15 protein-coding genes are annotated in these 12,297 nt (G+C 59.6%); 9 read left to right on the forward strand and 6 right to left on the reverse strand.

Features of this window, described 5'->3' with window-relative positions:
- Positions 1-48: 48 nt before the first annotated feature.
- The 4 genes from scpB to AC1DWM_RS12500 all read right to left on the reverse strand — a co-directional run bounded on the left by scpB (position 49) and on the right by AC1DWM_RS12500 (position 3,360).
- Complete coding sequence (scpB, locus tag AC1DWM_RS12485) at positions 49-1,020, reverse strand: SMC-Scp complex subunit ScpB (RefSeq protein WP_223519544.1); 972 nt, start codon at positions 1,018-1,020, stop codon at positions 49-51.
- Between the two features lie 11 nt (positions 1,021-1,031).
- Positions 1,032-1,730, reverse strand: coding sequence for a segregation and condensation protein A (locus AC1DWM_RS12490; protein WP_223519550.1), 699 nt, complete (start codon positions 1,728-1,730; stop codon positions 1,032-1,034).
- 123 nt (positions 1,731-1,853) lie between these two features.
- The gene (locus AC1DWM_RS12495) at positions 1,854-2,483 is read right to left on the reverse strand and encodes an L-threonylcarbamoyladenylate synthase (protein WP_223519548.1); all 630 of its coding nucleotides are present in this window, start codon (positions 2,481-2,483) and stop codon (positions 1,854-1,856) included.
- 13 nt (positions 2,484-2,496) lie between these two features.
- Complete coding sequence (locus AC1DWM_RS12500) at positions 2,497-3,360, reverse strand: PHP domain-containing protein (protein ID WP_223519542.1); 864 nt, start codon at positions 3,358-3,360, stop codon at positions 2,497-2,499.
- A gap of 87 nt (positions 3,361-3,447) precedes the next feature.
- Between AC1DWM_RS12500 and AC1DWM_RS12505 the strand changes: the two genes are divergently transcribed.
- From AC1DWM_RS12505 to AC1DWM_RS12530, 6 genes are all read left to right on the forward strand, one after another.
- Complete coding sequence (locus tag AC1DWM_RS12505; protein ID WP_223519540.1) at positions 3,448-4,044, forward strand: septation protein A; 597 nt, start codon at positions 3,448-3,450, stop codon at positions 4,042-4,044.
- Position 4,045: 1 nt separating this feature from the next.
- Positions 4,046-4,345: a YciI family protein gene (locus AC1DWM_RS12510; RefSeq protein WP_008156126.1), complete on the forward strand. Its 300-nt coding sequence runs from the start codon at positions 4,046-4,048 to the stop codon at positions 4,343-4,345.
- 123 nt (positions 4,346-4,468) lie between these two features.
- Positions 4,469-4,882 (forward strand): SH3 domain-containing protein, encoded by a 414-nt coding sequence (locus AC1DWM_RS12515; protein ID WP_477795295.1) that lies wholly within the window; start codon positions 4,469-4,471, stop codon positions 4,880-4,882.
- A 7-nt stretch (positions 4,883-4,889) separates the two neighbouring features.
- Positions 4,890-5,567, forward strand: a complete 678-nt coding sequence (locus AC1DWM_RS12520; protein ID WP_223519536.1) for a response regulator transcription factor — start codon at positions 4,890-4,892, stop codon at positions 5,565-5,567.
- A gap of 333 nt (positions 5,568-5,900) precedes the next feature.
- Positions 5,901-6,338 carry a Spy/CpxP family protein refolding chaperone gene (locus AC1DWM_RS12525; protein WP_477795296.1) on the forward strand — a complete coding sequence of 146 codons (438 nt, stop codon included), beginning with the start codon at positions 5,901-5,903 and terminating at the stop codon, positions 6,336-6,338.
- 174 nt (positions 6,339-6,512) lie between these two features.
- On the forward strand, positions 6,513-7,853 hold the full coding sequence (locus tag AC1DWM_RS12530) for a sensor histidine kinase (protein WP_223519532.1): 1,341 nt from the start codon (positions 6,513-6,515) through the stop codon (positions 7,851-7,853).
- A gap of 114 nt (positions 7,854-7,967) precedes the next feature.
- Here AC1DWM_RS12530 and AC1DWM_RS12535 read toward each other — a convergent pair whose 3' ends face one another.
- Positions 7,968-8,534: a nitroreductase family protein gene (locus tag AC1DWM_RS12535; protein ID WP_477795297.1), complete on the reverse strand. Its 567-nt coding sequence runs from the start codon at positions 8,532-8,534 to the stop codon at positions 7,968-7,970.
- Positions 8,535-8,654: 120 nt separating this feature from the next.
- Here AC1DWM_RS12535 and AC1DWM_RS12540 point away from each other — a divergent pair, with 120 nt between their 5' ends.
- Positions 8,655-10,109 carry a TrkH family potassium uptake protein gene (locus AC1DWM_RS12540; RefSeq protein WP_223519529.1) on the forward strand — a complete coding sequence of 485 codons (1,455 nt, stop codon included), beginning with the start codon at positions 8,655-8,657 and terminating at the stop codon, positions 10,107-10,109.
- Here AC1DWM_RS12540 and AC1DWM_RS12545 read toward each other — a convergent pair.
- Positions 10,066-11,127: an AraC family transcriptional regulator gene (locus tag AC1DWM_RS12545; RefSeq protein ID WP_477795298.1), complete on the reverse strand. Its 1,062-nt coding sequence runs from the start codon at positions 11,125-11,127 to the stop codon at positions 10,066-10,068. The genes AC1DWM_RS12540 and AC1DWM_RS12545 overlap by 44 nt on opposite strands.
- 163 nt (positions 11,128-11,290) lie before the next feature.
- Between AC1DWM_RS12545 and AC1DWM_RS12550 the strand changes: the two genes are divergently transcribed.
- A complete protein-coding gene (locus AC1DWM_RS12550; RefSeq protein ID WP_452627708.1) occupies positions 11,291-11,602 on the forward strand; it encodes an Mpo1-like protein in 312 nt (103 codons plus the stop codon).
- A 27-nt stretch (positions 11,603-11,629) separates the two neighbouring features.
- Entirely contained in the window at positions 11,630-12,220 is a 591-nt protein-coding gene (locus AC1DWM_RS12555; protein ID WP_477795299.1) for an HD domain-containing protein, read from the forward strand.
- The last annotated feature ends 77 nt before the right edge of the window (positions 12,221-12,297 follow it).

Consider the following 12,297-nt stretch of genomic DNA (forward strand, 5'->3'; position numbering starts at 1 on the left):
CGAGCAGGCTCGCTCCCACAGGGGATATCAGTGTTCACAAAAATGGGATCAGTCGTCGAACTCGCGGCGTTCGGCCTCGATCGCTTCGGCGAGCGCCCGGGCTTCGGCTTCTTCGTCGCTCAACTCGGGCTCGGGCTCGGGTTTCGGTTGTTCGAGGGCTGCGACGGCAGCCAGGAGTTTTTCGCGAGCTTCGGCGACGCCCAGCACGTCGTCTTCAAGCTCTGGCTCCTGCTCCTCTTCGACTGTGGCTTCGGGCTCTGTCTGAAGTTCAGTGTCGATTTCCGGCTCAACCGCGGTCACTTCGCCATCGCGCAACAAATCATCGAAATCAGTCTTGAGCCCCTCTTCCATGGTGTCCAGCTCCAGCAACAACGTGTGGAAACTGGTTTCTTCCTTCGGCTCTTCCGGCTCGGCGCTGGCGTCCGCCAATGCCTGCAGGCTGGCAGGCACGGGGGCGTCGTCAAAATCGAGCACCGGGTCCGGCTCCAGCTCGCGCAGTTCGGCCAGCGGCGGCAGATCGTCGAGGTTTTTCAGGTTGAAGTGATCGAGAAACGCCTTGGTGGTCGCGAACATCGCCGGTTTGCCGGGCACATCGCGGTGGCCAACGATGCGGATCCACTCACGCTCCATCAGCGTCTTGACGATCTGACTGTTGACCGCCACGCCCCGCACGTCTTCGATCTCGCCCCGGGTGATCGGCTGGCGATAGGCGATCAGCGCAATGGTTTCGAGCATGGCGCGGGAATAACGCTGCGGCCGCTCTTCCCACAAACGCCCGACCCACGGCGAAAACTTTTCGCGGATTTGCAGGCGGTAGCCCGAAGCCACTTCCTTCAGCTCGAAGGCGCGGCCATCGCAGGACTTGGCCAATATCGTCAGCGCTTTCTTGAAGACCGCCGGCTCCGGCCGCTCGCCTTCTTCGAACAGCTCGAACAGGCGTTCAAGCGATTGCGGTTTTCCCGAGGCCAACAGAAAGGCTTCAAGCAGTGGCGCCAGCTCGCGGGGTTCAGTCAGGTTCATGATTCAACTCGTTATTCGGCTCGGGCCCGCACGTGGATCGCTGCGAACGGCTCATTCTGCACCAGCTCGACCAAGGATTCCTTGACCAGTTCGAGGATCGCCATAAAGGTCACCACCACCCCGAGTCGTCCTTCTTCAGCGGTGAACAGCTCGACAAAGGGCACGAAACCGCCGCCCTTGAGCCGTTCCAGCACATCGCTCATGCGCTCGCGGGTGGACAGCGCCTCGCGGCTGACCTGATGGCTTTCGAACATGTCACCACGGCGCAGGACCTCGGCCATGGACAACAGCAACTCCGACAGACGCACGTCCGGCAATAGCTTGCGCGCCCGGGCTTCCGGGGCATCAAGCTTGGGCACCACCACGTCACGTCCAACACGGCTCAGGCCATCGATACCTTCGGCGGCCGCCTTGAAACGCTCGTATTCCTGCAAGCGGCGGATCAGCTCGGCGCGCGGGTCGTCTTCTTCGTCTTCAATGGTTTCGGCCCGCGGCAACAGCATCCGCGATTTGATTTCGGCCAGCATCGCGGCCATCACCAGGTACTCGGCCGCCAGCTCCAGGCGCACCGACTGCATCAACTCGACATACCCCATGTACTGGCGGGTGATTTCCGCTACCGGGATGTCGAGGATGTTGATGTTCTGTTTGCGGATCAGGTACAGCAACAGGTCGAGCGGGCCTTCGAAGGCTTCGAGAAACACCTCCAGTGCATCCGGCGGGATGTACAGGTCCAGCGGCATTTCCAAAACCGCCTGGCCATACACCATCGCGAAGGGCAGCTCTTGCTGGGCTCCGGCTTGACTGTCGACAACGGGTTCTACTGCAGACATCTACGCCTCGGCCATGAACGGCGCAGGGTCGCCGCAACCGACACGGATCACTTCCGGCTCACCGTCGGCGAGACTGATCACAGTGGACGCCTTGATCCCGCCGTAACCGCCGTCAATGATCAGGTCGACCTGATGCTCAAGCAATTGACGCATTTCGTGCGGGTCCGTCAGCGGGTCGGTGTCGCCGGGCATGATCAGGGTCACGCTCATCAGCGGCTCACCCAGTTCTTCCAGCAGCGCCAGGGCAATCGGATGGCTAGGCACTCGCAGGCCGATGGTGCGCTTTTTCGGGTGCAGCAACAGGCGCGGGACTTCGCGGGTGGCGTTGAGAATAAACGTGTACGGCCCCGGCAAGTGCGCCTTGAGCAAGCGGAACGTGCCGGTATCGATTTTGGCAAACAACCCCAGTTGCGACAGGTCACTGCAAATCAGCGTAAAGTTGTGTTTGTCATCCAGCCCGCGCAAACGGCGCACGCGTTCCACGGCATTCTTGTCGCCGATCTGGCAACCAATGGCATAGGACGAGTCTGTGGGGTAAACCACCACCCCGCCTTTTCGAATGATCTCGACAGCCTGTTTGATCAGGCGCGCTTGTGGGTTTTCCGGATGAATCTGGAAAAATTGACTCACATTCTCTACCTGTTCAGACGGCGGCAATAATTGGGTCATGTTTGAATCGACACCACAGTGGTGGCAGATCCTCCGGGAGCGGGCGGTATTCGCCGATCTCGGACCAGCCTCCAGGTCCATGAAAATCACTGCCGGCACTGACCAGCAGACCGAACTCACGAGCAAGAATCGCCAGGCTGCCCACTTGTTCGGCGGGCTGATGGCCATTGACCACTTCAATCGCGTGGCCCCCGGCTTGAATATAGTCAGAAATCAGCCGACGACGCTTGCTGCGAGTGAAATCGTAGTGCCAGGGATGCGCCAGGCTGACCCAGGCCTTTGCGGCGCGCAGGGTTTCGACGGTCTCCTCCAGGGTCGGCCAGTGTTGCTTGACGTCGCCCAGCTTGCCGGCGCCCAGCCATTTGCGGAACGCTTCGGCGCGGTCCTTTACATACCCTTCACGCACCATCCAGTCGGCAAAGTGCGGGCGGGCCGGTGCGTTGCCGCTGTCGCCCAGTTCCTGCTGTATGGCCCGGGCGCCGTCCAGCGCTCCCGGCATGCCCTTCAATGCCAGCTTGCGACTTATTTCTTCGGATCGTAGCCAACGGCCATCGTGCAGTTTGGCAATCGCCTCGACCAACGGCGGCGCCGATACATCAAACCCGTAACCCAATACATGAATGGTCGCGCCGCCCCAGGTGCAGGACAATTCGACGCCATTGACCAATTGCATCCCCAGCGCGGTCGCGGCTGTGCGGGCCTCGTCGAGGCCCTCAAGAGTGTCGTGATCGGTCAAGGCCAGGACTCGCACGCCTTTCTCGAACGCACGCGCAACCAGTACCGCAGGCGCCAGGGCGCCATCGGAGGCCGTGCTATGGCAGTGCAAATCAACATTCACAGGACTTTGTTACCTCAAATCAGCTGGCGCTATCGCGCGCCCATATGTTTGTTATTATGCCGCCACATCCTGCTTCTGGCTGCCACTGTGAAACAATTCATCGATTTCATCCCGCTTCTGCTGTTTTTCATCGTTTTCAAACTTGACCCAAGGGTCGTCGACATCGGCGGTCATGAGTTGACTGTAGGCGGAATTTACAGCGCCACCGCGATGCTGATCATCAGCTCCCTGGTGGTTTACGGCACGCTGTTCATCAAGCAGCGCAAGCTTGAGAAAAGCCAGTGGCTGACCCTCATCGCCTGTCTGGTCTTCGGTAGCCTGACCCTGGCGTTCCACAGCGAAACCTTCCTGAAGTGGAAAGCGCCGGTGGTGAACTGGTTGTTTGCGCTGGCATTCATTGGCAGCCATTTCGTCGGTGACAGTCTGTTGATCAAACGCATCATGGGCCACGCGCTGACCCTGCCGGAGCCGGTCTGGACGCGCCTGAACATCGCCTGGATCGCGTTCTTCCTGTTTTGCGGTGCCGCCAACCTGTTCGTCGCGTTCACCTACCAAGAATACTGGGTCGACTTCAAAGTCTTCGGCAGCCTGGGCATGACACTGCTGTTCCTGGTTGGCCAGGGCATTTACCTGTCCCGCCACCTGCACGACGCCGATATCACCACGCCAAAAACCGAGGACTGACATGCTTTACGCAATCATTGCCACAGACGTCGCCAACTCCCTGGAAGCCCGACTGGCCGCGCGCCCTGCCCACCTTGAGCGCCTGCAAGTGCTCAAGGGCGAAGGCCGCATCGTTTTGGCCGGTCCACACCCGGCAGTCGACAGCAATGATCCGGGTGCTGCGGGTTTCACCGGCAGCCTGATCGTCGCCGAATTCGATTCCCTGAGCGCCGCACAAGCCTGGGCCGACGCTGATCCGTATATCGCCGCAGGCGTCTACGCCAACGTTTCAGTCAAGCCGTTCAAGCAAGTCCTGCCGTAACTTTCCCCCCACAAATGCCCCCGCGCGGTGAACCTTGTCGGTTCATCGCGCTCTCAATCGCTCATTATTCTCGTTTGCCTGCCGACAACCTGCCCAATCACTCGATTGGAATCAGGAGTCGCGATGCGCAAGGGTMCGTTGTGTCTGTTGTTGGTGACGTTGTCGATGGTGGCCCCGGCTCACGGTGAAGAAAGCGCCGAGGGCGGTAATTCGACGCCACTGTCGCTGAGCGCCGGCAGCCAGATTGCCGAGTTGCAGCAGCGCTTGAAGGTAAGCGAACAGCAACGAGAAGAACTGAACAAACAATTGCAAAATACCGATAGCGAACGCGAAGGCGCTCAACTGGGCCGGTTGCGCCAAGAGAACCAGCGCCTCAAGCTGCAACTCAAGGAAACGCAGGCCAGCAGCCCACTGCCGCGCCTACTGACCGATCAGCAGCAGTGGTTTGTCATTGGAGCAGGAGTTGCGCTATCGGCCCTGCTGTGCGGTATCTTCGCCAGTGGCGCCACCAGAAAACGTCGGCAATGGCTAAATTGAGTGATTCATGAGCGAGCTGTTACTAATTGATGATGACCAGGAGCTGTGCGAGCTCCTGAGCAGTTGGTTGAGCCAGGAAGGCTTTCAGGTCCGGGCTTGCCACGATGGCCAGAGTGCCCGCCGCGCGCTGGCCGAAACCTCCCCGGCCGCCGTGGTGCTGGATGTGATGCTGCCGGACGGCAGCGGCCTGGAACTGCTCAAGCAATTGCGCAGCGATCACCCGGACTTGCCGGTGCTGATGCTGTCGGCGCGCGGCGAGCCACTGGACCGCATCCTCGGCCTGGAACTTGGCGCCGATGATTACCTGGCCAAACCCTGCGACCCACGGGAACTGACAGCCCGTTTGCGCGCTGTGTTGCGCCGCAGCCATCCGGCGGCGGTGTCCAGCCAGATGGAACTGGGCGACTTGTGTTTCAGCCCGGTGCGCGGCGTGGTCAGCATCAATGAACAGGAGTTCACCCTCACAGTCTCCGAAAGCCGTTTGCTTGAAGCCCTGCTCAAGCAACCCGGCGAGCCTCTGGACAAACAGGAACTGGCGCAGATCGCCCTCGGCCGCAAACTGACCCTGTACGACCGCAGCCTGGACATGCACGTCAGCAACCTGCGCAAAAAGATCGGCCCGCACCCCGACGGCCGCCCGCGCATCGTTGCCCTGCGTAGCCGTGGCTACTACTACAGCCTCTAAGCAGAACGCGACGCCCTGAACGCAACTCCCTGTAGCAGCTGTCGAGCCCCAGCGAGGCTGCGTTCGGCTGCGAAGCAGTCGTGAAATCAGACGCTGCGGATTTTCAGGAAAACCGCGTTATCCGTGTTTACGACGGCTGCGCCGCCGGACGCAGCCTCGCTGAGGCTCGACAGCTGCTACAGGGGGCGTGCGTATTCAAAAGGTGGTGGAAGTGTCAGGTTGGTACGAAATCGTCTTTACCCAAGCTTTACGCTTCGCTGACCGCCGCTGACCTTGACCTGCGTAATCTGTACTCATCCGGAACGTACCGGGAACGAGACAAGGAGATTCACCATGCGCAAGACTCTTATCGCTCTGATGTTCGCCGCCACCCTGCCGACCGTTGCCATGGCCATGCCTGAAGGCAGCGGCCCGATGGACGGCTCGTACCACGGCGGTCAGATGCACGGCATGCACGGTAAAGGCCCGTACAGCCAGCTGGACCTGAGCCGCGAACAGCGCGAACAGATCCGCAAGATCATGGGCGAACAGATGCACGAGCGTAAGCAACTGGTCGACAAGTACCTGGAGAAACTCTCGCCAGCCGACCAGAAAGCCATGAAAGACGAAATGGCGGCCAACCACAAAAAAGCCGAGGCCGAGGTGCGTGCCCTGCTGAAACCGGACCAACAGAAGCAATTCGACGAGATCCAGAAAAAACAGGCTGAGCGTCGCGCCGAATGGGCTGAGTTCAAGGCCTGGAAAGCGCAACAACCGCAAAAAGCGCAATAATGCGCTAACCCGGACCCGACGGCTCAACCCCGTTGGGTCTGATACCACCCAATCTAATGTGGGAGCGAGCCTGCTCGCGATAGCGGTCTTTCAGTCACGTTGATGCTGAATGTGCTCACGCTATCGCGAGCAGGCTCGCTCCCACAGGGATTTGTGTTTGTGTGAGGACTTTCTGTGCGTTCATTGTTCTGGCGTATTTTGGCCAGCTTCTGGCTGGCCATCGCTCTCGTGGCAGGGCTGTCCATGCTGCTGGGGCACATGCTCAATCAGGACGCGTGGATTCTCAGCCGCCATCCGGGCCTCAATACACTGGCCGAACAGTGGACACAAACCTACGAATCCCAGGGTGAAGAAGCCGCTCAGGACATTCTGGAACAGCGCAAACGTCAATATCACATTGACGTTCAGGTGTTGAACGAGAGCGGCGACCCGGTGGTGCGAGGCACCTTCCCTCGTCGCGCGGCGGCGTTTGAAGCTCGGCAGAACAACGATGACCGGCGTCTGCCATGGCGTCGTTTGACGGCGGAGTACACCAGCGAAAAAACCGGCGACACCTACCTTCTGATCTACCGCATCCCGCACCCTGAACTGGATTCATGGCACCGCGAAAGCCTGCTGTGGCCATTGAGTGCGCTGGGCATTGCCTTGGTGGTGCTGACCTTGTTCAGCCTGTTCGTCACACTGTCGATCACCCGCCCGCTCAGCCGTTTGCGTGGCGCAGTGCATGACCTGGGACAAACCACTTATCAGCAAAACAGCCTGGTGAAACTGGCCAACCGACGCGATGAATTCGGCGTGCTGGCCAACGACTTCAATCGCATGGGCTCGCGCCTGCAAAGCCTGATCGGCAGTCAGCGGCAATTGCTTCGCGATGTGTCGCATGAACTACGCTCCCCGCTCGCCCGCCTGCGCATCGCTCTGGCATTAGCGGAACGAGCCAACCCTGAAGAACGTGAAAAACTCTGGCCGCGCCTGACCCGCGAATGCGACCGGCTGGAAGCGTTGATCAGTGAGATCCTGGTGCTGGCGCGGGTCGATGCCGATAACGCCAGCGCCGAAGAGGTCGACCTGAATGCGTTGCTCAACACGCTGCAAAAGGAGGCGCAACTGGGTTCGCCGGAGCAAAACGTGCGCCTTGAGGCAGAGCCGCAATTGAACCTCAAAGGCTGGCCGACGATGATCGAGCGTGCCGTCGACAATCTGCTGCGCAACGCTCAGCGCTTTAACCCGGTCGGGCAGTCGATCGAAATGCAGGCCGTGCGTCAGGGTGAGCGTATTGTGGTCAGCGTGCGTGACCATGGGCCGGGCGTAGATGCTGAGCATTTGCACCAGTTGGGTGAGCCCTTTTATCGAGCACCTGGGCAAACGGCGGCCGGGCACGGTTTGGGCCTGGCGATTGCGCGCCGCGCAGCGGAACGACATGGCGGGAGTCTGGTGCTGGCCAATCATCCGCAGGGCGGGTTTGTGGCCAGCCTGGAATTGCCGCTGGTGCCGGGGGCCGTCGTCCAGCCATAAATGCAATGGTGATGCTTAAAGATCGCAGCCTCGTTTCACTCGACAGCTCCTACAGATGTACACATATCTCTGTAGSAGCTGTCGAGTGAAACGAGGCTGCGATTCTTTTGATCTTCAGGATTTAGCGGGCCAGGCGCTGACGAATTCGGCGAGGTCGGCTTTCTCGGCGACGCGCGGTTCTTTCTGCGGCGTGCCGAGGTAAAGGAACGCAATCACCTCTTCCCCTTCAGCCAAACCCAGCCCTTTGGCCACATGCGCCGAATACGCCAAGTCACCGGTGCGCCACACCGCGCCAATCCCTTGCGCATACGCCGCCAGCAAAATTCCATGAGCCGCGCAGCCCGCTGCCAGCCGTTGTTCGGATTTCGGGTATTTGACGTGATCCTGCACCCGCGCAATCACTACCACCACCAATGGCGCACGCAGTGGGCCGTTGCGCGCCTTGTCCAGCGCCGCTTCCGACACCTCGCTGTCTTGCAGCCTCGCCGCTTCGGCCAGCAACTCGCCCATTTGCTCGCGCGCCACGCCCTCGACCGTCAGAAAGCGCCAAGGCTGCAAATGGCCGTGGTCCGGGGCGCGCATGGCCGCGCAAAACAGGACTTCGCGCTGCGCTGCAGTCGGTGCCGGATCGATGAGTCGTGGAACGGAAACACGGTTGAGCAAAGCGTCGAGAGCCTGCATCGGCCACCTCCTGAAAAAATGTTTGGCTATTCTATCTGCAAGTGCGCAAGCGGCGTCGGTTTACATGCCCTGCCCCACAGGTAGAATGGCGCCCCTCCCACAATAGCCCGAGCGGACTTCATGGCGTTGCCGACCTTACGGATTATCGGTTTTATCATCGGCATCTTCCTGATCACGCTGGCGATCGCCATGATCGTGCCCATGGCGACCCTGGTGATTTTCGACCGCACCCACGAGCTACCATCGTTCCTGTGGTCGAGCATGATTACCTTTGTCGCAGGCCTGGCGCTGATCATCCCTGGTCGTCCCGAACATATACACCTGCGCCCACGAGACATGTACCTGTTGACTGTCAGCAGTTGGCTGGTGGTGTGCATCTTCGCCGCGCTGCCGTTTTTGCTGGCTCAGCACGTCAGTTTCACTGACTCGATCTTTGAAAGCATGTCCGGTATTACCGCCACCGGTTCGACGGTACTCAGCGGCCTGGACACCATGTCCCCCGGCATTTTGATATGGCGTTCGCTGTTGCACTGGCTCGGCGGTATCGGCTTTATCGGCATGGCGGTAGCGATTCTGCCGCTGCTGCGTATTGGTGGCATGCGCCTGTTTCAGACCGAGTCGTCGGACCGCTCTGAAAAAGTCATGCCCCGTTCGCACATGGTGGCGCGTCTGATCGTGGCGGCCTACGTCGGCATCACCATTGTCGGTAGCCTGGCGCTCTGGTGGGCCGGGATGAGCCTGTTTGATGCGATCAACCACGCGATGTCAGCGATCTCCACTGGCGGCTTTTCCACTTCGGACCAGTCGCTGGCCAAATGGACGCAACCGGCGGTGCACTGGGTGGCGATTGTCATCATGATTCTCGGCAGCCTGCCCTTCACCCTGTACGTAGCAACCTTGCGCGGCAATCGACGGGCATTGATCAAGGATCAGCAGGTTCAGGGGTTGCTCGGCATGTTGCTGGTGACCTGGCTGGTGCTCGGCACCTGGTACTGGTGGACCACCCAACTGCATTGGCTCGAAGCCTTGCGGCATGTGGCGTTTAACGTGACATCGGTGGTCACGACCACCGGTTTCGCGTTGGGGGACTACAGCCTGTGGGGCAATTTCTCGCTGATGCTGTTCTTTTACCTGGGCTTTGTCGGCGGTTGCTCCGGCTCGACAGCTGGCGGGATCAAGATTTTCCGCTTTCAGGTCGCCTACATCCTGCTCAAGGCCAACCTTAACCAATTGATTCACCCGCGAGCGGTGATCAAGCAGAAGTACAACGGTCACCGTCTCGACGAAGAAATCGTGCGTTCGATCCTGACCTTTTCGTTCTTCTTCGCCATCACCATCTGCGTCATCGCGCTGCTGCTGTCGCTGCTCGGCGTGGACTGGATGACCGCCCTGACCGGTGCGGCCAGCACCGTGTCCGGCGTCGGGCCGGGGTTGGGTGCGACCATCGGGCCGTCAGGTAACTTTTCGTCGTTGCCGGACGCCGCCAAGTGGATTCTGTCGTTCGGCATGCTGCTCGGCCGACTGGAGATCATTACGGTGTTTGTTCTGTGCATTCCTGCTTTCTGGCGACACTGACCTGCGCCGTCACTCCGGTCATGTGCGCCCGGTATTCGCCGGGGGTGGCGTCGAACCAGCGGCGGAACGCGCGGAAGAAATTGCTTGGGTCGGCGAACCCCAGCAGGTAGGCAATTTCCAGCAGGGTCATGGTGGGCTGGGCGAGATATTGCTCGGCCAATTCGCGTCGCGTGTCATCGAGCAACGTCTGAAAACTAGTGCCCTCTTCCTGCAAGCGTCGCTGCAAAGTGCGTTGCGACAGGTGCAGCGTCTGCGCCACCGTTTCGCGTTTAGGTTCGCCCTGTGGCAGCAGACGGCACAACACCTGACGCGCCTTGTGCGTTACGCGGGTTTCGGAGAACCGCGCCAGGTACTCGCCGGCAAACCGGTCATGCAACAGCGCCATCGCCTCGTTGGCAGTGGGCAGTGGCGCTTCCATGTCGGCACGTTCGAAGATCAATGCGTCGTAAGGTGCGTTGAACACCAACGGCGCATGAAAAGCTTGTTTATAGGGTTCGAGGTCAGCGGGCTCATCGCCCTGCACCAACACCTTGCGCGGTTGCAAGGTACGCCCGGTCAACCAGCCGCACAACGCCAGCGCACAGGCCATTGAAGCTTCAGCGCTTTGCCGGGTCGGCGGCAGGTGATCGCCGTGAACCGTCAGAATCAGCGCATAGCCCTCGTCCAGCAGGCGGAAACTCAGGTCGGCACTTTCGGCAATGATCCGCTGATAGCGCACCAGTCGCTGAAAGCCTTCGGCCAGCGTCTGGCTGGACATCAACGCATAACCCGCGACATGGAAGGAGGCCGGTCGCACCACCTTGCCCATGTTCAGGCCTATTGCCGGGTTGCCGGACAGCTCAACCGCGCGCTGCCACAGTCGCGTCATGGAGTCTTGCGGGAAACGCGCATCCGGATCATCCAGTGATGCGTAGTCGAGCCCTAGCTGCTGGAACAGAACCCGGCAATCCAGGCCGTCCATCTCCAGTGCTTTGACAATTCCCATCGCCCAGCTTGAAGAAGTCGTTCGTTCGCTCATGGCGTTTACTTACTGTTCAGTGAGCCGTCTGACGCGGCTGGTTTTCGAAGGATACTAAAGTGGCGCCCATTGTCACTGGCTGACGCCATTGATCACTCTAGACTCAAATAAGCTACCCGCAGCACAACTTGCAATCAGAACAATAACCACAGAGATCGCAGTCGTGGAAAACATCAAACGTTTCAACAGCTTCGCTGAGTTCTACCCGTATTACCTCAGCGAACACAGCGACAGCACTTGCCGACGACTGCACTTTATCGGCACCACGCTGGTCATTTTCATTCTGACCCTGAGCATCGGCAAAGGCGCATGGCTGATGTTATGGGCCCTTCCGCTGGCGGGTTACAGCTTCGCCTGGGTCGGGCATTTCTTCTTTGAGAAGAATCGACCTGCCACCTTCCAACATCCTCTTTATAGCCTGCTCGGCGACTTTGTCATGTACCGCGACATGATTCTGGGCCGCGTGCCGTTTTAAGCACCGTGAACAAGAAGAGAATAGCCGATGAATGCCAACGCCCGTTTCACCCACATGAAGGATGGGACACAGGAAGACTGGGCGATCATCGCCGCAGACTTCAGTGCCTACGCGAAACAATTGCCGGCACGAATTGTGGCGCACCTGAAGTTGCTGGAGGGCGATTTTGGTGGCTTCCCGGTCGACCGTCTCACCCACTCCCTGCAAACCGCCAGTCGTGCCTGGCGCGATGGCCGTGACGAGGAATATGTGGTCTGCGCGCTACTGCATGACATCGGCGATACGCTGGGTTCCTACAACCATCCAGACATTGCGGCGGCGATTCTCAAGCCATTTGTCAGCGCTGAAAATCTTTGGATGGTGGAAAAACACGGGATTTTCCAGGGCTATTACTTCTTCCATTATTTGGGCATGGATCGGCATCTGCGCGAGCAGTTCAGCGAGCATCCGCAGTATCAGGCGACTATCGAGTTTTGTGCCAAGTACGATGCGGCGGCGTTTGACCCGGCGTATGAAAACCTGCCACTGAGCTTCTTTGAACCGATGCTGGAACGGTTGTTTGCGCAGCCCAAAAACTCGATATACAAGGCGGCGATGGAAGAGCATTCGCCCACCTGATAGACCTCAGGGGACCGCTGCGCGGTCCATCGCGAGCAGGCTCACTCCTACAGTTGATCTCGGGTAGTCACAAAATG

This window comes from Pseudomonas sp. P4_C8, from assembly GCF_056401975.1.